The following is a 26,386-nucleotide window of genomic DNA, read 5'->3' as shown; positions in this document are numbered from 1 at the left end:
ATCACTCCCTGCCGTAATTTGAAATTTCCTGAAATTTTCCATAGGCTTTTTTTGAATCGATAAGTTCATTTGCCCTTTCAATACCCTCTCTTATATTTTCAACTTTTTTGCCTACATAAAGAGCTGCTGCACTGTTTAATACAACTATGTCCCTCTTTTTTCCTCTTTGCCCTTTCAATATATCAATGATTATATTTGCATTCTCTTTTGCAGTACCCCCGCATATATCTTTATGAGCCGCTTTTTCTATCCCATACTCTTCAGGATCTATGGTATAATCTTTTATTTCTCCATTTTTCAGTTCACTCACATATGTCGGAGATGTGGTTGTAATCTCATCCAGTCCATCTTCTCCATGAACCACCATAGCCCTCTCGCATCCTAAATTCTTCAGAACTCTGGCTATAGTATTTGTGAGTTCTCTTTTGTATACTCCAAGTACCTGACCTTGTACAAAAGCAGGATTGGTAATTGGCCCCAATATATTGAATATTGTCCTTACAGCAAGTTCCCTTCTGACTCCTATTACATTTTTCATGGCACTATGATACATTGGCGCAAATAAAAATCCCATACCTACATCATCAATAGTTTTTTCAACCTTTGACGTTTCCAAGTCTATATCAATGCCAAGTTCTTCTAAAACATCTGCACTTCCACTTTTACTTGAAACAGCCCTGTTCCCATGTTTAGCAACTTTCACACCTCCTGAAGCTGCTACAATTGAAGCTGCAGTAGATATATTAAAAGTCCTTCCACCATCTCCACCAGTTCCACAAGTGTCAATTGCATAATTTGATTTTAATTTCACGGGTGTTGCCATATTTCTCATAGCTCTGGCACAACCTGTTATTTCAGAAATTGATTCTCCTTTCATCTTGAGCGCTATTAAAAGACCTGAAACAGTGGAAATTGGCTCTTTTCCACTCATTATACTATTCATAACATCTTCTGCTTCAACTTCAGAAAGATCATTACCTGATACAACTTTTTTTATAGCCTCATTTAACATAACATACCTCCTGCAAAAAATTTTTTATTATATCATGTCCACACTCGGTTAATATTGATTCAGGATGAAACTGCAGTCCATATATAGGATATTTTTTATGTTTGATACCCATAAGTACTCCATCTTCACTTTCAGCAATTTTTACAAACTCAGACTCTATGGAACCTTTATCAACAATCAGGGAATGATATCTCATCGCCCTTATCGGATTTTTTATTTTCTTAAATAGCTTGCTGTCAACATGATATACCATAGATGTTTTACCATGTTTTATTTCCTTAGCCCTGATCACATTTCCACCATATGCCCTGGCTATAGCCTGATGGCCAAGACATATTCCCAAGATTGGTACATGTCTGCCATATTTTTTTACTACTTCGATGCATATTCCTGCGTTATCAGGTATACCTGGTCCAGGAGATATTATTATTCCTTGCAGATCTTTAAATTTTTCAATATCATCTACTTTAATCTCATCATTTCTAACTACTCTTATATCTTTGTAAAGTTCTCCTATATACTGATAAAGATTATAAGTAAAAGAATCATAATTATCTATTATAAGTATCAACTATATCACCTCCGTAAGTGCTTTTGCTTTGTTAAGTGATTCATTATATTCAGCCTCCGGATCTGAATCATATACTATACCTCCACCAGCCTGTATATATGCATATCCATTTTTAAGCACCAGTGTTCTAATGGCAATACACATGTCCATATCTTTATTATAGGAAAAATACCCTACTGCTCCTGCGTACAAAAGTCTCTTTCTGTTTTCAATTCCATCAATTATATCCATTGCTCTTATTTTTGGTGCTCCTGAAACAGTTCCTGCCGGAATACATGATATAAAAGCGTCAAAACAAGATAAATTCTTTTTCAATTTGCCTTCAACTTCTGATACCATATGCACAACATGGGAATATTGGTGTACCTCCATTAATTTGGTAACTTTAACTGTTCCAAACTCACTGATTCTACCTATATCATTTCTTCCAAGATCAACAAGCATAACATGCTCTGCACATTCTTTTTCATTGTTTACAAGCTCATATTTTAATTTTTCATCTTCTTCCTTATCAATTCCTCTTCTTCTTGTACCCGCAATAGGATTTGTGCTTACTATACCATCCTGCACACTTACAAGTCTTTCAGGTGAAGATCCTACAATTTGAAAATCCTGAAAATCCATATAAAATAGATATGGTGATGGATTTTCATATCTTAATTTTCTATATATATCAAAAGCATTCAAATCAGTTTTAAATTTAAGTCTCTGGGAAATAACTACTTGAAATATATCTCCCTTTTTTATATATTCTTTTGCCTTTTCTACATTTTTACAAAACTCTTCTTTTGTATAATTTGAATCAATCTGCACTTTTTCATAATTATTATGAATATTATGAATATATATTTTGCTAGTAATTTGCCTATAAATCCTTTTTAAGTAATCTAAAATCGCAGAATACTCAATATTATCTTCCGGTAATACATTATATATTAAAATAACTCGATGTTTTAAATGATCATAGCATATAAACGATTTATAAAACATAAAATACGCTTCTGGTATTTTTAAATCATCAATATTGCTGTCCTTTATATTTTCATATTGTTTTATTACATCATAACCTGCATATCCAATTGCTCCACCTGTAAATGGTATGTCAAGTATATCCATATTATAATTTATTTCTATAAACTTTTTTACAAAATCTATAATCTTGCCTTTTTCCTTAGAACTTGAAACTCCCTTGTCTATATATACATCACCTTTAAAGCTCTTTATTTTCATATATGGATTTACAGCTATAAAAGAATATCTTCCCTTGTCCTTATCAAATTCAACACTTTCCATAATAACCTTATTTCTTCCTTGTAAACTGTAAAATATGCTTATAGGTGTTATTTCATCTCCATTCAATTCATAGGCAACGGGAAATGCTATATTCCTTTGTTTAAATTTTTCAAATTCACTCTGTTTCATACATATCAAATTTATTACCTCCCAATAATATAAAAAAATAAAAAGACATTATCATCCCAAAATGGGACGAAATGTCTTTTTTTCCGCGGTACCACCCATGTTAGTTTTATATTAAAGCCAAAAAAACATTTCTCCCCTTAGGAAGAAATGCAAAATTTCTTTTATACCACCCAAATACAAAACTCAACTTAAAGTACGGAGAATACTCTCGATACTTTGCCATTTTTAACGACAGGCTGCCCGGTTTATTGCTACTATCAGTTCACATTACTCCTTACAGATCCATTCAATATCAGTTATAGTACCTAGATCTCACCATTCCAGATTCTCTTCAACTAAACTATGATATTTACTACTTCTGCTCATAGGATTTAATAATCATATCTATTAATAATAATTTTAAATCCATTTATGAAATTTGTCAACGCTTTAACACAAAAAAATAAATATATTTACCCTTTTGGTTTAAATATAAGTGATGCTATGAATCCAAAAATTATAGCCGCCGATATACCCGCACTTGTAACTTCAAAGGTTCCAGTTAATACCCCTATTATTCCATATTTCTGTGCTTCCATAAGAGCCCCTTTTACAAGTGCATTTCCAAAACTGCTTATTGGAACTGAAGCACCCGCTCCTGCAAATTTTATAAGCGGTTCATATAATCCCAATCCTCCCAATATGGCACCTATAACTACAAAAGTTGTCATAGTATGGGCAGGCGTTAATTTAAATACATCCATCATTATCTGACCTATAACACATATGCCTCCTCCTACTAAAAAGGCCCAAAGGAATTTTTCCAAAACAATACACCTTCCTTTTGAAACTAAAGTTTTATCTATTTTTCTATGGAAACAGCATGTGCAATACCGGGTATGCTTTCTTTCTGCTGATATGACATTGGGGACATCAATGCACCTGTTGCCACTATTAAAATTTTATTTAGATTTCCTCTCTCAATTTCCTTGAGAAAATGTCCATAAGTTACTACTGCTGAACATGCACATCCACTTGCACCTGAAAAAACAGGTTGATTGTCATTGTATATAAGCATTCCACAATCCTTGAAAACTCCTGGTCTAAACTGAATTCCATCTTTTTTTAAAAGTTCTTCTGCAATTTTATGACCTATTTTTCCAAGATCTCCAGTTGCAACAATGTCATAGTAGTCCGGCCCTCTGTTCAATTCTTTGAAATGAGTTTCAATGGTTTCTACAGCTGCTTGCGCCATAGCTTCTCCCATGTTAAATGGATCGGATACTCCCATATCAGTTACTTTTCCTATGGTAGCAGAGGTTATTTTGGGACCATTACCACATTTGCCCAATACCACTGCACCAGAACCCGTTACAGTCCACTGTGCGGTCGGAGGTTTCTGGCTTCCATATTCAGTTGGATACCTGAACTGTTTTTCTACAGCAGCATTATGACTTGCAGTCCCAGTAAGCACATAATTTGCCGAGCCACTGTCGATGAGCAGTGAAGCAGTAGCCAACCCCTCCATAGAGCTTGAGCAGGCTCCGAATACCCCAAGAAATGGAATTGAAAGGGTTCTCGCTGCAAAGCTGCTGGTTATTATCTGGTTCATTAAGTCACCGCTTACAAAAAAATTTATATCTTCCTCTTTTACATTTGATCTAGTTATAGCTAGATTACAGGACTCTTCCAAAAGCTTCTTTTCAGCTTTTTCAAAACTATCCTGTCCAAGCCATATATCATCGAATAATTTATCGAATTCATCGGCTAAAGCACCTTTTGCTTCAAAAGGTCCACCAACAGCCGCATGTGACAATATTGCAGGTTTAGACTGAAAAATAAAAGATTGCCTTCCTAAAAGCATTTTATATCATACCACCTAACCATTTGATTACTATACTTACTATAGATACTATAAATGCAGAAAATACTCCGAAAGTTATAACGGAGCCTGCTATTTTAAACATATTGCCTCCAACCCCAAGTACATACCCTTCAGTTCTATGCTCTATGGCCGCTGAAGCAATTGAATTAGCAAAGCCCGTAATAGGAACAGAAGTTCCTGCGCCAGACCATTGTGCAATATGATCAAAGACTCCAAATCCTGTCAAAGCAGAAGCTATAATTATAAGTATGGCCGAGGCAGGATTTCCTGCAGTTTCCTCGGTAAATTTAAAGTATTTTATAAATATAAATTGAAGCGACTGATCAAATATACATATGGAACCGCCTACTATAAAAGCCCTTATACAATTTCTCAAAGCTTTTCTTTTAGGAACCTTGCTTTGTGCAAAATCCTGATATTTTTTTTGCTCCGGGTTTAATTTGTCATTTTTATTTGAAGCCATAGTATATAATTATCCCCTTTCATCTCATTTAAAAATAGTTTAACCATATATAAACATAATTATTACTTAAAAAATATTAAATAATCAGAAAGAAACCCCATAAAACTTTTATAGGGTTTCTCTCCGGCTATTTAATTATTTAGAGGTAAATAGTAACTGTTATTTACATACAAACGACTTAATTATTTTATTCACAAACTTTTCCAGGGTTCAATATATTTTTAGGATCAAAAGCTAATTTTATATTTCTCATGAGAGTCATATAATCGTCACCATATTGACGGAATATATATTTCTTCTTTGCATATCCTATTCCATGTTCTCCTGAAACAAGGCCGTCAAGTTCTTCTGCCTTACTATACATGGCATCAAAAACATCATTTAACTTCTTATCCCATTTTTCCTTAGAAAGCTCATCTCTAAGTATATATACATGTAAGTTTCCATCTCCTGCATGTCCAAAGCTTCTTATTCTTATATTGAATTTCTTTTCAGCTTCAATAGTAAATTTAACAAAATCTGCAACTTTATTTCTTGGAACAACAACATCACATTCATCCATTTCAGTAGTAGTTGCCTTAACCGCCTCAAGAAAAGCTCCTCTTGCAGACCATACTGCTTCTTTTCTTTCATCTGTGTCTGAAATAAACACATCAATTGCTCCTTCCTCCAGACATATATCTGCTACTTTTTCATAATCTGACTCTATTTGTTCTTTGCTGTTCCCATCAAATGTAAGGAGCAAGTATGCATCTGATGAGTTATCAGGAAATTTCTTTCCAAGGAATTCTTCCGCTGCAAGTATAACTTCTCTCTGCATAAATTCTATTGCTGTCGGTATTGATTTGGATTTTATTATCTTTGGAACCGTACTTATAGCTTTATCCAAATCAGGAAACGGTACAAGCAAGCTTATCGATTTCTTTGGAAGTGGAAGGAGTTTCAATATTAACTTTGTAATAATGCCAAGAGTTCCTTCAGATCCGCATATTAAATCCTTTATACTGTAGCCTGAGCTGTTTTTTACCACTTTCCCACCAGCTTGTATGACTTTTCCATTTGGGAGTACGATTTCAAGTCCTCTAACATAATCTCTTGTTACACCATATTTAACGGCTCTCATTCCACCTGCATTGGTACTTACGTTTCCGCCTATTGTAGCAGATTTTTCACCTGGATCTGGTGGATAGAATAAATCATGATCTTCTACAAACTTGGCAATCTCCATGAGCAGAACTCCTGGTTCAACTGTAAGAGTTAGATTTTCCTCATCCAGCTCAAGTATATTGTTCATATTTGTAAGTTTGATCATTATTCCGCCTTCTATTGGAACCGATGACCCAACAAGTCCTGTCCCTGATCCTCTAGCTACTACTGGAATATTATTTTCATATGCATATGCCATTATCTTGGAAACTTCTTCGGTACTTAAAACTTCAACCAATGCATCAGGGTATTTGCTAACTCCACCCAATTCATCATGACTGTAATCATCATTTATATCTTTTCCAGTAAAAACTCTATCCTGTCCAAGCAGATCCACCAAAAATTTTATATCATTATCATCTAACTTTTTATATTTTTCAGTATATGTTAATTCCATATTTTTCCCTCCAAACTATATTTTAAATCAACCTATGAATACTACATCACTTTACAGACAACATCTGAATTACTCTTTATATTTTCTATGAGCTTTGGTATTATTTCATATATGTCGCCTACAATACCATAATGAGCTATATTGAATATAGGTGCCTTAGGATCTTTATTTATTGAAACTATGACATCCGAGTTATTCATTCCAGCTGCAAATTGAACTGCCCCAGATATTCCACAAGTTATTATAAGCTTAGGTTTAACCGTCCTTCCACTTAATCCAATCTGTTTCTTTGGATCTGCCCATCCTGCTTCTATAAGAGGCCTTGTTGTTGCTATTTGAGCCCCAAGCAAATTTGCAAGTTCTTTTATCATATCCAGATCCTTTTCAGACTTAACTCCTCTACCTGCTGCAACTATTACATCAGCTTCAGATATATCTTCTTCAACCACTTTCTTGACTACGTTCAACACATTTATACCGGATTTAAATTTATTTCTGTCCATATATGCTATGTTTATTCTTCCTGAAATTTTCTCCGTTCTACATGGTGCATCCATGACTTTATATCTTACAGTAGCAAGCTGAGGTCTGTGATTTGGGTTTAATATCTTAGCCATTATATTACCACCAAATGCTGGCCTTATCTGGACAAGATCCGTATTTTCTCTCATATCAAGTATTGTACAATCAGCTGTAAGTCCTGTTCTGAATCTAGCTGCAACTCTAGGTGCCAGTGATCTTCCAACTGTGGTAGCTCCAACAAGAAGGGTACCTGGTTTAACTTTGTTTATAAAATCTTCTATAGCTGCAGTATATGGTTCAATTCTAAAATCCTTAAGTTCTTCATAATCGTATATAAAAGCTTCATCTATTCCATAATGTAGAAGTTCTTCTGCTTTATCTTTTATATCATATCCTATAAATACTGCATATACAGGCTGATTTATCTTGACAGCAAGTTCTTTGGCCTTTCCTATAAGTTCATAAGTTACTGGATGAATATTTCCCTCTACATGATCTACATATACAGCAATACCCTTCCAAAGGCTCTTATCTATCTCTTCAACCTTGTCTTCTACAAACTCCATTACTCCCTTAGGTCCTTTTTTTACACAGAGTCTGCACATCTTACAAGCTGCATTTATCTCAATTTTGCCATCTTTCTCTTCCATAGCTCCAAAAGGACATATTTTAAGCAATTCTTTTATAACTTCTGGATTTACTTTATCATTATGAACTACCAATCTACCCATTTTAAATTCCTCCTAAATATTTTAAAATATATCTTTACAAATAATAATCTTCTAAACAAATTTAAGTTCTTTAAGTTTTTCCGTAAGTTTGTCTGCAAGTTCCTCATTTGTACCATTCCACATCTCTTGATCCGTATTTACTTCTGGTGGGAATATTTTTTCAACCTGAGTTGGTGAACCATTCAACCCATATTTATTCTCATCTTTATCTTCAAAATCCTTAAGACTCAAAACTCCAACTTTCCTATCCTTTGTGGCCAATTTTTTTCTATAAGATGGAAGTCTAGGCTGGAATATATCCTTATCTACTGTCAAAAGACAAGGGAATTTTATATCAGCAACTTCTATAGTATTTGGCATATCCATTTTAACAACTATGGAGTTATCTTTTACATCTTCAATGCTTATTACATTTGCTATATGTGGTATTCCAAGATATTCTGCCATCTCAGGTCCTACCTGTGCTGTATCACCATCGGTGGTCTGCTTTCCACATAGAATCAAATCTATATGTCCCATTTTTCTTATTCCCTGGGATATTGTATATGAAGTCGCAAGTACGTCTGCTCCTGCAAATTTTCTATCTGATAAAAGTACTCCTTCATCTGCACCCATCATATAAGCCTCTTTTATTACATCGGCAGCCTGTGGAGGTCCCATACTTATTACCTTTATTGTTCCTCCATGTTTTTCTCTAAGCCTAAGTGCAGTTTCAAGTGCAAATAGATCATATGGATTCATTTTAGAATCTATACCATCCCTCTTCAATACGCCTGTTACGGGATCAACCTCAACTTTTGATGTTCCGGGAACTTGTTTTATACATACTAATATATCCATTTAAACTACCTCCAAAATTTATTATATATTTATTAAAAATTAAACTATAATTTAAATTAGCGCGAGTTCGAAAATTTAAGCTTATATATTTCTAGTGTGCTACATCTTATTCTAAATTAACTTAACTGAGTTAAAACAATGTGTTTGTCTAAGTTTAAGGATGGTTTCCTTGAAAAGAAAGCTGTATACGATTAAGCCTGAAACTTCATTGCACTTGCCAGATTTGAACTTCATAATGTATAATAGTAATGAATTTAATATTTCCTTGATGTAAATGAAGTTTTACCTTTATCACTGTTTAAAAGATACTTTTACAGTGTTCTTCAAATGGTATAAAATAATCGTTTACGCCATGAAATATTTTTATTAATAATTTTACATGAAATCCCATCTTGGTGTTTTAATTTGTTGGTTTGGTCACTTACAATAATAAAACATTTTGATGGGATTTCTTATACCTTAAATATTTCCTTTTAATTCATATAACTCACATTAGCTTACTATTACAGCTACTCCATCAGGGACAACTGCAACTTTTGCATTTTTACCAACAATGTCATATGCCTTTTTTAAAGCTTCCTCGAAAGTATAGGCATGCTGCATATGAATATTCTTTATAAGATTCGGATCACACATATCAGTTACCATAATTACAGTATGCTTGTTTAATATTCTGGCAAGTATCTGTGATTCCCATTGATCTGGAACAGTTTCATTTCTAGGAACTTTTTCAACTTTATCCAGATATTCCCTAGGAGTTTTAACATTTGCAAGATTATTGTAAAATCCCTCACCGCCGTGGCCATCATTACAGGCAGCAACCATTATTATTACTCCGCCATCTCTACATGTTGCCTCTGCAGCTGTCATACCTTTAACCGATTGATATATATTTTGATCAAGAGGATAGCCACCATTAGTTGAAATAGCTATATCTGCATCTACTTTATTTACCTTGGATAAATTCATTACAAATTTGCATCCATCTTCATGAGCAAGTTTACTATGTCCTGCAAAAGCATTTATTATTTTCTTATCACTATCTATTACTACATTTATTATAAATGATAGTTTAGCTTTTTCTGCTGCATAAAGCATATCTTTGTGAATAGGATTATTATCAAGCTTCCCCGTTCTTGAATAAGGGCTTGCTATAAATTCAGCACAATGATTTGCCATAACTGTCTTTGCAGAGGCTATACCAGGAAGTATACTTTTCCTACCTCCGGAAAATCCAGCAAAGAAATGAGACTCTATAAATCCTTCTGCTATTAAAAGTTCTGTTTCCACTGCAGCTTTATTTATTATAAGTTCACCCCCAGATGGAAGTGTTCCTATCTTTACCAAACTATTTTCATTTCTTGAATCATGTATTATTATATTTTCATTTTCAACAATTTCTTTTCCAAACTTATTTATCAATTCTTCTTTAGTTGTAAGTCTATGGAAACCAGTTGCAATCAATATTTTTATGTCAATACCTGGATTTACATTCCTTATTCTTTTCAAAAGTATTGGCATTATAATTTTACTTGGAACAGGTCTTGTATGGTCACTGCTTATTATGACCATATTTTTCTTTCCTTTAACAAGTTCCTCAAGCTTAGGTGATCCAATAGGATTGTCAAGTGCTTTTTCAACTATTTCAGCCTCAGTTAAATCTGTTTTATATTCACCTGCCTTTGATTCCAAAACACCTGCCAGATTTTTATCATCGATTTCAATTTCAATCAACCTTTTATTGTAAGGCAATTTTATTTTAGCCATAATCAATCCCTCCCAAATTATTAAAATATATAAATTTGATCATATAAATTTGATCATATAAATCCAATTTTTTTGTTAGTACCTAATAATCCTTACTTCTAACATTCAGGCTTATATTAATGTTCCTACGAAACATATGATACCAGCAATAACTACATAAAGTATAAAATATTTAAACACACTTGATAAAACTTTACTTTCTGAACCAGATTTATTAATTGCAGTTACACCAATTGCAATACCTTGAGGACAAACCATCTTTCCAATACCTGCTCCAAGAACATTTGCTGCTGCCATCCATGATGCAGAAAGTCCAAGATTCTGAGCTGTTTGTGCTTGTAATCCTCCAAATAAAACACAGGTTGATGTACCAGAGCCTGTAACAAATGCTCCAATAGCTCCAATTAGTGGTGAAATCAACGGATATGCTCCTCCTGTAGCTACAACTAAAAGGCTTGCAATATCTGCAATCATTCCACTATATCCCATTACCTTTGCTACTGCCATAACCGCGCAAATCGTAGCCATTGCTTTCCAGTTTGCTTTTAATGTAGCAAAAAATACATCTAACATCGTTGATGCTTTTGCACCTTGAATAATACCCCCAATAATCGCGGCAATAAAAATGATAACACCTGGTGTATTGATCCAACTAAAAGTCAATTTACCTCCACCTTCGCCAGCATATAAAACAGCAACGGTTTTGTATTTTGCAATTAAATGATTGATTGCTGGACATAAAGTTGATGTAATTATTAACATTACAAATATTAAAATAAATGGGCTCCATGCTTTTACTGCTTTACCTAAGGATAAACCTGTTCCTTCTTTTTCATTCTGAGCTTCAATGCAGTACTTATCTTCAGGTTTTTTATTAAAGATTTTTGCTGCAATAACCGTGCATACCATACAACAAATAGAACCTGCTATATTTGGCAATTCTGCTCCAACTACTGTTGCTATAATGTACCAAGGTAGTACAAATGATACTGTTGAAATTATCGTAATAGGAAGTACTCCTTTTAATGCCTTTATTCCACCACCTACAATGCATACCATAATAAATGGACTGATAAAAGTAAGAATTACTTCAATCATTGCTGTATTTGCTGCTAATACCGGAGATGCAATTCCGGTTACTGATGAAAGTGTTACGAGTGGTATTCCAACTGATCCAAATGCAGTTGGTGTACTATTAGCAACTAAACAAGCTACAACTGCTGCGAATGGATTTAATCCAAGACCAGCGAGCATAGATGCTGGAATAGCAACTGCTGTACCAAATCCTGCCATTCCTTCCATGAAATTACCGAATCCCCATCCAATAAGTAGTACTAAAACTCTTTTATCAATAGAAACTCCAGCCAACATTTCTTTTATGGAATCCATGGCACCTGTACGTAAAGTCAAATTATACGTAAACAAAGCTGCAATAATAACTAGACAAATCGGCCACAAGGCGTTTAATAGTCCTTCCAATACCGCTGATGCAGTATAAATAGCATTTAATTTCCAAAAACCAATAGCTAAAATCACTGTAATAACAAGTGCAATAGAACAAGCTTTATGTCCTGGCATTTTTAATTTGCCCAATGAGACTATAAGCCAAATAATTGGTACTATAGCTAATAAAAATTTTAAAAATAACACTTCTTTTTCCCCCTATTCAATTTTTATGGTACTGCCTTCCTAATAATTAGTAATACCATTTATATTTTTGTAACGTTTTCCTTATTGACCATACTGACAGTGCCACGCCTTCCAGGATTGCGGTAATCGCATCAAAAGCTGGCATTTTCCATACTAATATTGCAAGCAGTATGGTTATAACCAAACGTAAAAGGACAGGTTTTATGTCCTTGCATATTTAAAGCACCCAATGATATCATTAGCCAAACTATTGGTATCATTGCGATAAAAAAAAGTAGAAAAATATTCATATTATTCCCCCCGAGATTAATATTTTAGTAACATGGTAATATGGTAGTACCACCACTTTTTAAGTGTATCACAATTTTTATAATCTTTCTATAATTGTTATTAAGTTAACATCGTTTTCATAATAGGGGAAAACAAACGATTATTGTTATTAACAACGTTTACATCAGATTTTCATTCACATAATTTTTTTTTGCTTTTTTAGAAAATAATACACTTTTTCATTTTTTTTGTTAATTCATTAACAAAATTTTATTATACATTATAACTTAGAATTATAAAATTTCATTTTATAATATAATACAATCACGGACAAATTATATGAATAACTTCTATCAATATTTCTAATTTTTAAACTGGTATTATGGTATTACCAATTTATTAAATATAGTATACCATATATTTTTTTATATTTCCACAATAGTTATAAAAATAACATATAATTTTGGTATAAAAATTATAATTATATATCAAATCATTTAAATTAACATATTTTTATCTATCAAATAACAGTGTTTGATAGATAATCACAGACAATAATAAATATAGTTTAATATATGTACATTTCATAGTAAAAATAATTGTCACACTTTTAACTATTCCTTTGCATTTCTTCTTATATATTCATTAGTAAAGTCTAAGTGTTTTTTCATTTCTTGTGAAGCCCTCAATGCATCCTTATCCCTAATGGCTTCATATATAAGTTCATGTTGATGTGCAAGTACCATTAAATTGTTTTCATCTATAAGAATCTTTCTCCTGGCATCCTTTAGAAATGAATCCATAAGCGAAGACATAGCATTCAATATATTTATTATTAAAAGATTTCCTGATGCCTTCGCAATTTTATAGTGGAATTCTTTATCATATTTAACATTTTTCTCTTCATCTCTGCATACTTTAAACAAATCAGATATTCTTTTCAAATCATCCAGTTGCTCCTTAGTTATTTTATCGACTGCAAGTGCTACAGTCTCTGTCTCTATTATTCTTCTCACCTCAAGTACCTCTTCAGGATTACTTTCTTGAAGCATAAACATTATAGATATAGGCTCTAACAGAGTATTTTCAAAATTTTGTCTTATAAAATTTCCTTCACCCTGCCTACATTCTATTAACCCCATAATCTGAAGCGCCCTTATTGCTTCTCTTACAGATGTTCTGCTGACTTCTAAATTTTCAACAAGTTCTCTTTCCGAGGGAAGTTTATCACCCTTTTTGAGGGTACCATCAATAATCATATTTTTTATTTGTTCTATTACTTGTTCATATACTTTTGTGCTTTTTATTGGACGAAAAATCATAATAATCTCCTCACATGCGTTTTAATTTTTAAAAATATTTTTCCATTTTACATACATATCAAATAAACTGACAACATCCTGCTCATTATATAAAAGTATTTTTTCTTTTTTCTCTTCAGGCATCCTATTTATATATTGACTGTCTTTTATTATCCTGCTGAAAGTTTTAGCTAGATTGGATCCGCTTATAATATCACTCTCTCTTTCAATACCAAACTCCCTTTCCAAAGCCTTCAAACCTATTGAACTATGTATTTCTTTCTCATATTGTTTCTGAAGATCAATATGAGAAAAATGTTCCTCAATATTAAATCCTAGGCCATACTTTTTAAATAGATAGTTTATTACTGTAAAATCATTATTACCGGAGAATGTAACAATATACTTCTTACCCTTATTCCACATATTTATAAAATAATCTTCTGCCATTTTAAGTATAGCCCTAGAATCATTTTTGTTTTCTATCATATACTGAGTCACATGAAGTACTTCTGAATTCCAGTTATAGAAACAGCATCCAAAAACTCCTATACATATAGGTTTTTTATATATATAATGTTCCAGATCAAAAAATAAAGCATCTCTTAAAATACAAATATTGCCATCTACTTTTAGAGTTTCATTATATGAAGGTTGTTTTACGAATATGTCATCATACTTTTTTATCACTTTACCACTCTTTTCCCAATTTTATGTCATTCTTCTATAATGCATACTATATATTATAACATTTCAGATATATAGTTAAAATGACAACATCAAAAATTTTTAAAGGAACTCTATACATGAAGGATCTAAATTATACACCATATCCTTTCTTTCAACTACTATTTTTATCTTATGCTTTAACAGTTTATTGCTAATCGCTTCCTTTACAAGTTCTCTAGTTGGATTTACACATATAGGATTTCCCACCATATTCAACATATCAAAATCACCTGCCGTATCTCCATAACTATAGCTATTCTTTAAATCAATATCATATTTTTCAGCAAATATTTTTATAGAATTTTTCTTGCTTTTGCTATCCCACATAGGTATAACTTCGCCAGTATATATATTATTATCATCTATTACATATTTTGCACCAATGTAATCGTCAAATCCATATTTTTTAGACATTTCTCTTACAAGTTCAACAGGGCTCCCTGATACTGTTATTATCTTATGACCATTTTTTTTATGCCATTTTATTCTTTCTCTAGTATACGTATATACTCTATCACCTTTTTGCGATATTACTTTTTCTGCTATAAAATCTATTTGTGATTTATAAAGCCCCTTTATAGCTTCTATATATATAGATGCCATTTTTAAAAGATAATTATCATAATTTCCTTGTCTTCTATCCCATTTCTCATATTCTGGTTTTACTTCCTTATACCATCTGTCTGTTGGAATAATTTCATATTTTACAAGCTTTTTAAATACTTCAGTCATAAGTCCTTCTCTGTATAAAGTCCCATCTATATCAAAAAAAGCTGCTGTATTCATATCAAAGCCTCTCTTTCATTCCAATAAGTTATAATAATTAATTATATTATATTGTAACATAAATAGTGCATATTCTTAAACAAAATAATAACTCCAGGCTATCTATGCTCAGAGTTATCATATCTTGTTACTATATACTCTTTTATTTATTAAGTTTCCTATATATTAAGTTCCCTATAGTTTGAAGCAACTGGACTAATATAACAAGTATTATTACCGTGTACACCATTATGTCAGTCTCAAATCTATAATATCCATATTTTAAAGCTACATCTCCAAGTCCACCCCCACCTACAGTTCCTGCCATAGCCGAGCAACCAACTATACTTATAACTGTAAGTGTTATACCAAGAACTATTGAAGGAAGTGCCTCTTTCAACATTACTTTAAATATTATTTGAGTATTACTTGCCCCAAAAGATTTTGCTGCTTCTATTATTCCAGGATCTATTTCCTTTAGAGATGATTCAATTACCCTGGCTGCAAATGGAGCTGCTGCTATTGTAATAGGTACTATCGCTGCAGTAGTACCTATAGTCTTTCCAACTATTAGCTTTGTAAACGGAAAGATTGCTATCATAAGTATTATAAAAGGAAAAGATCTCAATAAATTTATTATTATATCAAACACCTTATACACTATTCTGTTTGGCCTAAGTCCATTTTTATCGGTTACTATCAACAAAATAGCCGGTATAAATCCTATGATTACTGCAAGTATTGTAGAAATACATACCATATAGAGCGTTTGTCCAATTGCAGGAACTAATATCTCTTGAAATGTTTCAGAAAATCCCATATTACTCAACCTCCCAAACTACATTTTTTGAAGAAAGATATTTGCATATAGCTTCCTTATCTTTTTCGTATATATTTATAACAAGACTACCCAACACATCATTACGAAACTTCTCAAGTTTTCCCCATACTATGGAAAATTTTATATTTAAATCTATTGCCATAGATGTTATTAGATTCCCCTGACTTATGTCCTTCGGGAAAAATATTCTTATATTTACACCTTCATCCGGCAGTACGCTATCTGCCCCGAGTAATTTCTTTAAGTTTTTTCCTGGCTTTAAAAATATTTCTTCTACCGTACCAGATTTTTTTATCTCCCCTTCATCAATAATTGCTACTTTATTGCATATTTCTTTTATCACTTCCATTTGATGTGTTACCACAACTATGGTTATTTTAAATTCCTGATTTATTTTCTTTAGCAAATCAAGTATTGATCTAGTAGTATTAGGATCCAAAGCCGACGTAGCTTCATCACAAAGCAATATATTAGGATTTAGTGCAAGTGCTCTTGCAATAGCCACTCTTTGTTTTTGACCACCACTTAATTCCCTTGGCATACTATCGGCCTTATCCTCCAGGCTTACAAGTCTCAGCAAATTATTGACTGTTTTCTTTGCTTCATCCTTACTAATTCCCCATACTTCAAGCGGAAGTGCTATATTGGAATATACATTTTTTCTATTGAGCAAATTAAAATTTTGAAATATCATTCCAAGATTTCTTCTAAATATCCTTATCTGTCTGCCTTTTAAATCTTTTACTTCTTTATCCATAACCTTTATACTTCCTGCATCATAAGTTTCAAGACCGTTTAGGCATCTTAAAAGAGTTGATTTTCCAGCACCACTGTGTCCTACTATGCCAAATATTTCACCTTCTCCTATATGGAGACTTATATTTTTTAATACATTTTTACCTCCAAAACTTTTACCTACATTACTAATATCTATCAATATAATTCATCCTCTCACTACAATCTGAACAAAATATAAAAGCCTGAGGAAAACCTCAGACTTAATTAAACAGCATTATCTCATCTTTCAGCTTTCGCTGCAGGAATTAGCACCATTATACAAGTATATAAGATAACCCTCGTACTGGTTGCCGGGTTTCAAAGGGCCTGTCCCCTCCGCCTCTCTTGATAAGTTCAAGATTTATATTTAACATGGCTTTAATTATATCAACTTAAGTTTAATGTGTCAATATGTTAACTCTTATTTTCCTAGGTCTATATCCTGTAATTCTATAAATTTTGTACCAAATTTTTTCTTATAGATTATAAATAATAGTAAAAATAAAGGTAGTCCTATATAAGAGGATATTACTCCACCCCAATCTATTTTATTTTCTTGAAAATATGTAATTCCTTGTCCTAGTACTACAACTGCACAAAGTAAAAAAGCAATTACAGGCCCTAATGGGAAAAATTTAGCTTTATACTTAAGTTTTGAGATATCCTTTCCCTGAACAATGAAGGCTCTTCTAAATCTGAAATGACATACTGCTATACCAAGCCATGCTATAAAGCCCGAAAGTCCGGAAGCCGCTACAAGCCATACATAAACTGAATCCTCTGCATAAAGTCCTGTCAGAAAACACGCAGAAGCAATTATTGTAGTAATAATAACTGAATTTACAGGAACACCCCTTGAATTTACTTTTCCAAAAATCTTAGGTGCTTTTCCGTCCTTAGCCATAGAATATAGCATTCTTGTAGATGCATACATTCCCGAATTTCCACAGGAAAGTACCGATGTCAATATAACTGCATTCATAAGAGAAGCTGCTCCAGCTATTCCTGCTTTCTGGAATATCATAGTAAATGGGCTTGTCTGAACACCTGCTTTAGTATATGGAATTAGCGCACCTACTACAATTATAGTCCCTAGATAAAATATTATTATTCTCCAAAATATTGTATTTATTGCCTTTGGAATAGCCTGTTCCGGGTTTTCACTTTCTCCTGCAGCAACTCCTACAAGCTCTGTACCTTGAAAAGAAAAACCAGCAATTAGAAATATTAAAAATATGGATTTAATTCCTCCAACAAATGGTGAATCTCCTACAGTAAAATATTTAATTCCAACAGGATTGCCATTAAATATTCCAAATATCATAGCAATTCCAGTTATTAAAAATACTATAACTGTAGTAACTTTAATACCTGCAAACCAAAACTCAGATTCCCCGTAAGCTCTTGCAGATAATAGATTCAAAGCTACTATAAGGGTTAAAAACAACACGCTCCATATTACAGACGGAACAGACGGAAACCAATATTTCATTATAAGAGCCCCAGCTACCATTTCTGCCGCTACTGTGATAGCCCAATTATACCAGTAGTTCCATCCAAGGGCAAATCCTAAAGCTGGATCTACAAATTTCGTTGCATATGTTCCAAACGATCCCGAGTCCGGCATAAAAGTCGCCATTTCTCCTAGACTTGTCATTAAAAAATACACCATTATACCTATACATATATATGCTACTAATGCACCTCCCGGTCCCGCTTGATTTATAGTATTTCCCAACGCTAAAAATATACCTGTACCAATAGCACCACCAAGTGCAATCATATTCAAATGTCTTGATTTAAGCCCTCTTTTTAATTCATTTGATGAATTCGAATTATCACACTCATCTAAAGTATTCTGCATTTTATTCCTCCTAATTGTCATTAAATTTAGTAATGTCAGGATAATTAAATACAATCGAGTAGGAGCTGAATAATTATTTTATTCAGCGACCTCTCACACCACCGTGCGTACCGTTCGGTACACGGCGGTTCAATAGGAATTAACGTACTAATGAATAAGTTTCTGAAATAGAGATTAGTCCTTTCCTTTTTAGATAATTATTGGTTAAAGTTTTAGATAATACTGGGCTGTTGGATATCCTCCAATAGCCTTTTCTTGTGTTAGCATATTCCCATGCTTTATTGTTTTGTGTTCCTAGTTTTACAAGATTATCGTGTTTTGTTTTAATCTTTTTCCATTGTTTCCAAAAACACATTCTTACCCTTCGCCTTAACCATTCATTAATCGTTTTAAGAATATTTTTCATGTCAGCGATAGCAAAATAGTTTATCCATCCAACTATTATTTGTTTTAATTTTGAAAACCTATATTCCATATTCATTGCATTACTTCTTGAAGTTAATTTCTTAAGTTTCGCTTTAAATTTGTCCAAAGGTTTCTCATGAATTCTTATTCTATACTCGCCTTTACCCCTATAGAAGGAAAATCCTAAAAACTTAAGTTTCCAAGGTCTATCTACTGTGCTTTTTCTTTATTGACTTTAAGTTTTAACTCTTTTTCAATAAACTTCGTAATGCTCTCCATTACTCTATTTGCTGCTTTCTTGCTTTTTAAGTATATATTACAGTCATCAGCATATCTGCAAAAACAAAGCTTTCGCTTTGTTAGTTCTACATCAAGTTCATGTAACATTATGTTGCTCAATAGTGGAGATAGTGGTCCACCTTGCGGTGCACCTTCTTCTGTATTCATAACTACTCCATTTATCATTACACCACTTTGCAGGTATTTTCGTATTAGAGAAATTACTCTACCATCTTCTATATCGTTAGATAGTAGTCTTATTAGTTTATCGTGATTTATCGTATCAAAGTATTAAAGTATTTAGCAAGGTCTATATCTACAGTCCATGTATGACCTGCATTTATATATTGTCTACATTTCTCAACAGCTTGCTTCGCACTTCTTTGCGGTCTAAAACCATAACTATTTTCTGAAAACTTCTTTTCATATATTGGTATTAGAACTTGAGCAATAGCTTGTTGAATAACTCTGTCTACTACAGTAGGTATTCCTAATAATCTCTTTCCTCCGTCAGGCTTTGGAATTTCCACCCTCCTGACAGGTTGTGGTTTATATCTTCCTTAAGTGATTGCCTTAATTCCTGCCCATGTTCTTTTAAGTATTGTAAAAGTTCGTCTAATGTCATGCCATCAATACCATGACTTCCCTTATTGGCTTTTACTCTTTTATAAGCCATATTCAAGTTATCTCTTGATAGTATTCGCTCCAGTAAATCACTACTGTATTCATTGACGTTGTTTCTTCCTTTATTGGACATAGAAGAATTACTATGCATTTCTACATTGCTTTTGAGTTCCACTCTATTTCCATGTAGATAGCCTTCCTTATGAAGTTGTCTGCTTTTGCCACAATTCTTCGTATCTTTCAAAATTCTGAAACCTCCTATTGTTCAGTCCTTCCCACGCTGACGCATACTGCGTGGTGTCGGATAGGAGAATTACTTTACAGTATTTCTCCCTCCTAAGAACGGAGCGTGCGACTTTCACCGCACTCCGCTCACGCATTTATAACGCATAATAACCTATCTGCGCGGCTCTGTTGGAATTAATGGCTTTGTATCTTTTGTTGTCACGGTTTTTCTTTCGGTTCATAAAGTATTCCGCATCAATAAATGGATTGGCACTTAATCTAACCTGTTGATATCGCACAATGGGCATGTCATTCATGTAGAAAAGTATGTTTTTCTCTGATACAAAACTCCATTTACGCCCTTTATGCGTTTTCCAGTATCTTTTAACTATCCAGTTTTTAGGTTTGTTTGGATGTCTCCTCTTAGCCCATCTCCAAAGCATTTCCCACGTGTTATGGTCTATTTTTGAAAATGTTTTTTTGAGCACACCGGATGGTGATATTCTGCCCATCCTTTCATTACCTGATTGAGTTCATAAATAAGGTTTTCTTGCTTACTTGTCTTATTCCTTTTAATAGTCTCACTGATTGTTCCCTTTTGATTACTCCAGTACCTCTCTTTTATGATGCTTTCCATTCCGTCCAACGTCATGTTTGCTAAGGTTGGTGAAATAATTCCTCCTTGTGAAGTTCCTCTAATTGTAGGATATAACTGGCCCTTGAACACATATCCGCATTTCATAAACTCTTTTAGTATCTTATTATCTATCGGAATGTTTTTCATCAGCCATTCGTGGCTGATGTTGTCAAAGCACCCTTTTATATCGCCTTCCAGAATCCATCGTGGTGAATCTTTTCTGCATAGAACACTGAACCCATACTGCATAGCATCCTGCGCACTTCGATATTTACGAAATCCAAATGAGACTGTATCCGCCGTTGTTTCAGCAATCGGTTCAAGTCCAAGCAGTTGCAGTGCTTGCATAGCCCTATCATTCATGTTCGGTATACCCAATGGTCGTTTTTCCTTTTTCCCAAATTTCTCGATATAGATTCTACGAAGTGGGAAAGCTTTATATACATATGGCTGCAATCTTTCAACTGCATCTGACTTTTCCTCATCAGTTTTTCAAACAACGCCATCTATTCCTGGCGTATGCTTTCCTTTATTAGAAATCACTCGCTTGACTGCAAGCGCTTTTCCATAGAAGGAATGTGTAATTAAATACTGTAACCGCTTAACTAATCTCCATTTATTCTCTTGCACAGCCTTTACAATCCGAATCTGCAACCTATTAATATATGCTTCCACTTGTTCCCAGTTTATCTGTTTCCACCGGATTTTCATAATCAGTACCGTCCTCACTCACGTGTCATTGAACCTAATACTTTCATAGATATCAAATCTTTCATGTAATTAAATACGCACTGGAAGTCTGCTGACTTCTGACAGTTCAGCCACACATTACTGTATGGGTTGTTATTTCTAAATTCATATCTATAACTTATCTGTCAGACCAGAGTTTTGCTGCCGACTTCCTTCAGATTCCACGTCACCATGGATACCCTTGTCTTAAGCTATGCACTTGACACTATCAACCCGTGCTTGGGACTTTCACCCATTAGATTGCACCCATGCTGGGCGCACCATAAGAAATACCATGAGCAATCACTCATGGTATTTTTTATACATAAACTTTACAATGAACGATAGCTCCCCACAAATACTTGTGACAGTCCTACACATATTCTATGTAAAACCAACTATACAGCAATTCAGCTTTTGCTATAAGTTTCGGCAATATTTCCTTCCAAACGGTTTCATTGTGCTTACCTCCACCATTCTACTAATAAACATTGCACCTCTATCCTAACTATTGACTTATATTTTACATTATGAACTAAGTTGTATGATTAGTCAATCTGTTTCCTGTTACATAAATTATAATAATTGTTATTTTTTAATTATTATTATAAGCTATTTTTCATTAAATTACATTATATTTTATTATTATATAAAATTAAGTTCAATTTTTACAATAAATCGTCTTTTTTAACTTATACTATACTTTTTTTTATATATCTAGAAGGAATTATTAAATATATATTGAATATAAGATAATAAGTAGTTACTATGAACCTATATACTGTCATATACTACTAAAAAACATTTTAGGAGGTATTTTATGGGATCTTTAAAAGGTACAAAAACTGCAGAAAATTTAATGAAAGCTTTTGCTGGAGAATCACAAGCCAGGAATAGATATACTTTCTATGCTTCTACAGCAAAGAAGGAAGGATATGTTCAAATTTCTAACATATTTACAGAAACTGCAAACAATGAAAAAGAACATGCAAAGAGATTTTTTAAATTTGTAAATGAGGATTTATGTGGAGAAGCGGTTGAAATAAATGCTTCTTATCCAGTTGCCTTAGGCGATACTAAAACAAATTTAAAAGCAGCAGCAGCAGGAGAAAATGAAGAGTGGTCTCAATTATACCCTGCATTTGCAAAAGTTGCCGATGAAGAAGGTTTTTCTGCAATAGCAACAGTTTTTAGAAAAATTGCAGAAGTTGAAAAGCACCATGAAGAAAGATACAAAGCTTTACTTAAAAATATAGAAGAAGGCAAAGTATTTACCAAAGATAAAGTATATAAATGGAAATGTAACAATTGTGGATATATATATGAAGGTACCTCGGCTCCTGAAGCTTGTCCTGCCTGTGCACATCCAAAAGCATACTTTGAATTACTTGCAGATAATTTTTAGTTGGCTAAAATAGTTGGCTAAAAGTAAAAAAATCAGGTAAAAGAATTTTACCTGATTTTTTTAGGTCAAATTTTCCTATCATCTGGAATATCTATTCCAGCCATCTTCATCAAATACAAGGCATTACGCGTTTTCGATATACCCCTTTGAAGCTTATAATCAAAATATATTTTATTGTTTTTATAATACTCTCTAAAATAATAATTCTTTATGCCCTTACTATATTCATTTTCCATATCACATAATTCCAGATCATGAGTTGACACCATCCCACATGCATTTAAACCATTGAGCTCGTTTATAAGCACTTTGGCTCCTATATGTCTATCTATTGAATTGGTACCTTTAAAAATTTCATCTAAAAGGAAGAATATATCTTCACCCATTTTTGCAGCTTCTACAATTGATTTTATTTTCAAAATTTCTCCATAAAAGGAGGATATATTTTTATCAAGATTATCACTTATCCTCATACAAGTGTATATATTCATTATGGAACAACTAAAATAATCCGCACATACTGCAGAACCTGTATACGCAAGTATTAAATTCACACCTGCAGTTCTTAAAAATGTACTTTTTCCGGACATATTTGAACCTGTAATCAAAAGTACTTTTGAATCACTATCTATATTTAAATCGTTATTAACAGGTTTTTCCCTAATAAGGGGATGAGCCATAGATCTTGCTTTTATTGTGAGCGGCTCATGTAAAATTTTAGGAATAGTCCAGTGTGGATGGTCAAAATTTATAATCGCAAGACTGCACAGCATCTCGAATTCTGCTACCGTATCAATCCATTTTCGTATATTATTACTATTAATTTTCCATTTTTCAAAAGCAAACATACATTGATAATCCCAAAGAAATAGTACATTAAGTATTATATATGCCATATTTCTTCTCTCTGAAATATTATTTGCTATTTTTACCAAATCTTTCATTGGTTTAAATCCAATCTTTAAATTGATCTGAACATTTTCATCTTCATCTCTAAATACTCCCTGAAGTTTGTTTATATATGCTGAAGAAAATTTTCTACTATATATCATATCAATAATATTCTCATAAGATTTTATACTTTCTTTAAGTTTGAATAAAATATCAAGACTTTTAAATCTATTTTTTGAATCAATAAGCAACAGTATTATGGGGAATATAATTGCCATGTATCCAATATAATTGCTGAACATATGTAATACAAAAACCATAAATAGAAGTACTATAGTTATGAACGGCATTATTTTAAATATTGCTATTACAAAACTGTTACTATAAATATTTCTTCCAGAGGATTGCATTAAATCAACAAGATCCTCAATATCATATTCGCTTTTTTCACATCCCGTAAAATAGGCGTCTGCCTGAAGTCTTTGTCTAAAATTTAGTTTATTGGCCAATTCCTCTATGGCATTCTGCCTTTCCAGTATACTCTCCATTTTGTATTGTTTACAGGATAATAATTTTCGAAGCTTTTCTCTGCCAGAATAAGTTTCACCAGTATTTATCCACTGAAAAATAGATCCTTTCCCAAATACATCCAAATCAGAACTGTAATTATGGTTATCATCTTTGAATTCTTCTCCATCATCATTAAAATATATCCACTTTCCCTGAAGTCGCTGACAGGAAATATCATTTATATCATAAAGTTTTTTCGTAAATTTAAAATTCTTTCCTATCTTCTCATGGACTTTAACAGCAACAATAAAAAGTATTATAAATACTAACGCTATACTTATACTTAAGTATACATATCCATATCTATATAATAGAATGGTTACTACAAGTCCAAGAATAAATATAATCAGTCTTAATCTACTTATAAATTTAATAAATTTTTCCTGTCTTTCGGAGAGTAACCTATAATGATTTTTCCTTCTTGTATAAATTTTACTTATGATTTCCATTTACTGCTCCTTGGATAAGAATCTACTGTGATCTTTAATAATTTTAGAAGGTTTAAGTTCATTGAAATAATCCCTTAATTTCAAATCCATTCCTAAAATATGTTCACTTATCCAATTGTATATAAAATTTAACAACTTTAAGACCTCCTCTTTGGGATTTTCCTCTATTGACTCCAAATCCAGATTTTCAATAGTATCTATAAACTTATCATGCACTAGTTTCTGTGACCTATACCCAGGATAATCATATAATTGCATTAATCTCTCTTCATCTTCAAAATGATAAACAGTGTAATCTCTCAAATTATCTATATTATCCAAAATTTCATCTAACATCTCATTAGTATATAAATTGTCTTCATCCTTTACCAAGTCATATATGGACTGTCCTATTTCAAAAAGTCTCTTATGTTCATCATCTATTCTCTTTATTCCACAGCTATATTTATCTTTCCATTCAAACATTTTATTATTACCCCTTATAATATTTAGATTTCCTTATTATTCATATTATAGATTATAACATATTTTTTAAGTATTAAAAGAGGCAATATTATTTGAATATTGCCTCTTTTAATACTATTATATTTATTAAATTTATACCTGTATTCATACAATTCAAATTTTATTTTACATAACACCACTTGGCATTATAGCGTCTAAAACTCCTATTATAAGTGCTGCTATAATAGCGCCTATTATGGATACCCTCATATTTGGAACTATAAATTGAGTTAAATATAATATTATAGCTGCAATTATAAATCCCTTCAATCCTTTACCAAACGGTGATGCATCTATACCCATAAATTTTTCTACTAAATAATCTATTACACTTATTACAACTGCAGCTGCCAAATATGACCATAGTCCCACTATACTGAAACCTGGTGTTAAAAACGACGTTATAGCTAATATTATTATTGTAATAACCAATCTTATAATATACCTGGTTACAGAAGAAGACCTTTCCTTGTTATCACTTGTATCACTCACAAATAATCACTCCTTTACAATATGATTATAATCTAAAATAAACAAGCAAATTAAATAATTCTAATAAGCCCTGTCTATATAGAAAAATATTTAATTATATAATATAGCTTTACCTAAATTTTAAAAATTATTTATGTATAAATAAAAATAGCCTCTGCGAAAGCAAAAGCTATTATCTTCAAGC

22 protein-coding genes, 2 pseudogenes and 2 riboswitches are annotated in these 26,386 nt (G+C 32.6%); of the genes and pseudogenes, 1 reads left to right on the top strand and 23 read right to left on the bottom strand.

Translation table 11 applies throughout. From position 1 onward, the window contains the following. Position 1: 1 nt before the first annotated feature. The 20 genes and pseudogenes from trpD to ACSVC9_RS06795 form a co-directional block, all read right to left on the bottom strand. Positions 2-1,012, bottom strand: a complete 1,011-nt coding sequence (gene trpD / locus ACSVC9_RS06890) for an anthranilate phosphoribosyltransferase (protein ID WP_446899605.1) — start codon at positions 1,010-1,012, stop codon at positions 2-4. Beyond that, a complete protein-coding gene (locus ACSVC9_RS06885; RefSeq protein ID WP_446899604.1) occupies positions 1,002-1,583 on the bottom strand; it encodes an anthranilate synthase component II in 582 nt (193 codons plus the stop codon). Before ACSVC9_RS06885 ends, trpD begins: the two co-directional genes overlap by 11 nt. After that, positions 1,584-3,014 carry an anthranilate synthase component I gene (gene trpE, locus ACSVC9_RS06880; RefSeq protein WP_446899603.1) on the bottom strand — a complete coding sequence of 477 codons (1,431 nt, stop codon included), beginning with the start codon at positions 3,012-3,014 and terminating at the stop codon, positions 1,584-1,586. It abuts the gene before it with no gap. Positions 3,015-3,457: 443 nt separating this feature from the next. After that, entirely contained in the window at positions 3,458-3,811 is a 354-nt protein-coding gene (gene spoVAE, locus ACSVC9_RS06875) for a stage V sporulation protein AE (RefSeq protein WP_446899602.1), read from the bottom strand. Positions 3,812-3,846: 35 nt separating this feature from the next. Beyond that, the gene (gene spoVAD / locus ACSVC9_RS06870) at positions 3,847-4,848 is read right to left on the bottom strand and encodes a stage V sporulation protein AD (protein ID WP_446899601.1); all 1,002 of its coding nucleotides are present in this window, start codon (positions 4,846-4,848) and stop codon (positions 3,847-3,849) included. Position 4,849: 1 nt separating this feature from the next. Further along, positions 4,850-5,332, bottom strand: coding sequence for a stage V sporulation protein AC (gene spoVAC, locus ACSVC9_RS06865; RefSeq protein WP_446899600.1), 483 nt, complete (start codon positions 5,330-5,332; stop codon positions 4,850-4,852). 187 nt (positions 5,333-5,519) lie between these two features. Then, positions 5,520-6,935 carry an FAD-binding oxidoreductase gene (locus ACSVC9_RS06860; RefSeq protein ID WP_446899599.1) on the bottom strand — a complete coding sequence of 472 codons (1,416 nt, stop codon included), beginning with the start codon at positions 6,933-6,935 and terminating at the stop codon, positions 5,520-5,522. A 41-nt stretch (positions 6,936-6,976) separates the two neighbouring features. Next, a complete protein-coding gene (locus ACSVC9_RS06855) occupies positions 6,977-8,188 on the bottom strand; it encodes an FAD-binding protein (RefSeq protein ID WP_446899598.1) in 1,212 nt (403 codons plus the stop codon). A gap of 51 nt (positions 8,189-8,239) precedes the next feature. Then, on the bottom strand, positions 8,240-9,028 hold the full coding sequence (locus ACSVC9_RS06850; protein ID WP_446899597.1) for an electron transfer flavoprotein subunit beta/FixA family protein: 789 nt from the start codon (positions 9,026-9,028) through the stop codon (positions 8,240-8,242). A 492-nt stretch (positions 9,029-9,520) separates the two neighbouring features. Next, positions 9,521-10,795, bottom strand: a complete 1,275-nt coding sequence (gene larA / locus ACSVC9_RS06845) for a nickel-dependent lactate racemase (RefSeq protein ID WP_446899596.1) — start codon at positions 10,793-10,795, stop codon at positions 9,521-9,523. A 111-nt stretch (positions 10,796-10,906) separates the two neighbouring features. Continuing rightward, positions 10,907-12,445, bottom strand: a complete 1,539-nt coding sequence (locus tag ACSVC9_RS06840; RefSeq protein WP_446899595.1) for an L-lactate permease — start codon at positions 12,443-12,445, stop codon at positions 10,907-10,909. 884 nt (positions 12,446-13,329) lie between these two features. Then, a complete protein-coding gene (locus ACSVC9_RS06835) occupies positions 13,330-14,034 on the bottom strand; it encodes a FadR/GntR family transcriptional regulator (RefSeq protein WP_446899817.1) in 705 nt (234 codons plus the stop codon). Between the two features lie 24 nt (positions 14,035-14,058). After that, the gene (locus tag ACSVC9_RS06830) at positions 14,059-14,706 is read right to left on the bottom strand and encodes a ribonuclease H-like domain-containing protein (protein WP_446899594.1); all 648 of its coding nucleotides are present in this window, start codon (positions 14,704-14,706) and stop codon (positions 14,059-14,061) included. A 99-nt stretch (positions 14,707-14,805) separates the two neighbouring features. Continuing rightward, positions 14,806-15,531 (bottom strand): HAD-IB family hydrolase, encoded by a 726-nt coding sequence (locus tag ACSVC9_RS06825; protein WP_446899593.1) that lies wholly within the window; start codon positions 15,529-15,531, stop codon positions 14,806-14,808. A 142-nt stretch (positions 15,532-15,673) separates the two neighbouring features. After that, entirely contained in the window at positions 15,674-16,330 is a 657-nt protein-coding gene (locus ACSVC9_RS06820) for a methionine ABC transporter permease (protein WP_446899592.1), read from the bottom strand. Position 16,331: 1 nt separating this feature from the next. Then, the gene (locus tag ACSVC9_RS06815; RefSeq protein WP_446899591.1) at positions 16,332-17,288 is read right to left on the bottom strand and encodes a methionine ABC transporter ATP-binding protein; all 957 of its coding nucleotides are present in this window, start codon (positions 17,286-17,288) and stop codon (positions 16,332-16,334) included. A gap of 77 nt (positions 17,289-17,365) precedes the next feature. Further along, positions 17,366-17,483: riboswitch (SAM riboswitch) on the bottom strand. Positions 17,484-17,549: 66 nt separating this feature from the next. Then, the gene (locus ACSVC9_RS06810; protein ID WP_446899590.1) at positions 17,550-18,992 is read right to left on the bottom strand and encodes an amino acid permease; all 1,443 of its coding nucleotides are present in this window, start codon (positions 18,990-18,992) and stop codon (positions 17,550-17,552) included. A 139-nt stretch (positions 18,993-19,131) separates the two neighbouring features. Next, a pseudogene (gene ltrA, locus ACSVC9_RS06805) lies at positions 19,132-20,544 on the bottom strand (group II intron reverse transcriptase/maturase). Positions 20,545-20,680: 136 nt separating this feature from the next. Further along, positions 20,681-21,525, bottom strand: a pseudogene (locus ACSVC9_RS06800) (group II intron maturase-specific domain-containing protein). Positions 21,526-21,654: 129 nt separating this feature from the next. Further along, positions 21,655-21,873, bottom strand: a complete 219-nt coding sequence (locus ACSVC9_RS06795; protein ID WP_446899589.1) for a reverse transcriptase N-terminal domain-containing protein — start codon at positions 21,871-21,873, stop codon at positions 21,655-21,657. Positions 21,874-22,228: 355 nt separating this feature from the next. After that, positions 22,229-22,401, bottom strand: a riboswitch (Lysine riboswitch). Between the two features lie 310 nt (positions 22,402-22,711). Between ACSVC9_RS06795 and rbr the strand changes: the two genes are divergently transcribed. Further along, on the top strand, positions 22,712-23,296 hold the full coding sequence (rbr, locus tag ACSVC9_RS06790) for a rubrerythrin (protein WP_446899588.1): 585 nt from the start codon (positions 22,712-22,714) through the stop codon (positions 23,294-23,296). A gap of 65 nt (positions 23,297-23,361) precedes the next feature. Here the strand turns inward: rbr and ACSVC9_RS06785 are convergent, their stop codons facing one another. The 3 genes from ACSVC9_RS06785 to ACSVC9_RS06775 form a co-directional block, all read right to left on the bottom strand. Beyond that, on the bottom strand, positions 23,362-25,206 hold the full coding sequence (locus ACSVC9_RS06785; RefSeq protein ID WP_446899587.1) for a MutS family DNA mismatch repair protein: 1,845 nt from the start codon (positions 25,204-25,206) through the stop codon (positions 23,362-23,364). Beyond that, positions 25,207-25,671, bottom strand: a complete 465-nt coding sequence (locus tag ACSVC9_RS06780; RefSeq protein WP_446899586.1) for a bacteriohemerythrin — start codon at positions 25,669-25,671, stop codon at positions 25,207-25,209. A 165-nt stretch (positions 25,672-25,836) separates the two neighbouring features. Then, positions 25,837-26,202, bottom strand: coding sequence for a phage holin family protein (locus tag ACSVC9_RS06775; protein ID WP_446899585.1), 366 nt, complete (start codon positions 26,200-26,202; stop codon positions 25,837-25,839). Between the last annotated feature and the right edge of the window lie 184 nt (positions 26,203-26,386).

It is taken from the genome of Clostridium sp. LBM24168 (assembly GCF_052953915.1).
Note: the sequence above shows the minus strand (reverse complement) of the source record. Positions and strands in the feature narration are given on the sequence as shown.

Excerpts from the sequence above, each read along its gene's own strand:
- trpD (WP_446899605.1), bottom strand. The coding sequence starts at position 1,012 with ATGTTAAATGAGGCTATAAAAAAAGTTGTATCAGGTAATGATCTTTCT.
- spoVAD (WP_446899601.1), bottom strand. The coding sequence starts at position 4,848 with ATGCTTTTAGGAAGGCAATCTTTTATTTTTCAGTCTAAACCTGCAATA.
- spoVAC (WP_446899600.1), bottom strand. The coding sequence starts at position 5,332 with ATGGCTTCAAATAAAAATGACAAATTAAACCCGGAGCAAAAAAAATAT.
- ACSVC9_RS06860 (WP_446899599.1), bottom strand. The coding sequence starts at position 6,935 with ATGGAATTAACATATACTGAAAAATATAAAAAGTTAGATGATAATGAT.
- ACSVC9_RS06855 (WP_446899598.1), bottom strand. The coding sequence starts at position 8,188 with ATGGGTAGATTGGTAGTTCATAATGATAAAGTAAATCCAGAAGTTATA.
- ACSVC9_RS06850 (WP_446899597.1), bottom strand. The coding sequence starts at position 9,028 with ATGGATATATTAGTATGTATAAAACAAGTTCCCGGAACATCAAAAGTT.
- larA (WP_446899596.1), bottom strand. The coding sequence starts at position 10,795 with ATGGCTAAAATAAAATTGCCTTACAATAAAAGGTTGATTGAAATTGAA.
- ACSVC9_RS06825 (WP_446899593.1), bottom strand. The coding sequence starts at position 15,531 with ATGAATACAGCAGCTTTTTTTGATATAGATGGGACTTTATACAGAGAA.
- ACSVC9_RS06820 (WP_446899592.1), bottom strand. The coding sequence starts at position 16,330 with ATGGGATTTTCTGAAACATTTCAAGAGATATTAGTTCCTGCAATTGGA.
- ACSVC9_RS06810 (WP_446899590.1), bottom strand. The coding sequence starts at position 18,992 with ATGCAGAATACTTTAGATGAGTGTGATAATTCGAATTCATCAAATGAA.
- ACSVC9_RS06795 (WP_446899589.1), bottom strand. The coding sequence starts at position 21,873 with ATGAAAATCCGGTGGAAACAGATAAACTGGGAACAAGTGGAAGCATAT.
- rbr (WP_446899588.1), top strand. The coding sequence starts at position 22,712 with ATGGGATCTTTAAAAGGTACAAAAACTGCAGAAAATTTAATGAAAGCT.
- ACSVC9_RS06785 (WP_446899587.1), bottom strand. The coding sequence starts at position 25,206 with ATGGAAATCATAAGTAAAATTTATACAAGAAGGAAAAATCATTATAGG.
- ACSVC9_RS06780 (WP_446899586.1), bottom strand. The coding sequence starts at position 25,671 with ATGTTTGAATGGAAAGATAAATATAGCTGTGGAATAAAGAGAATAGAT.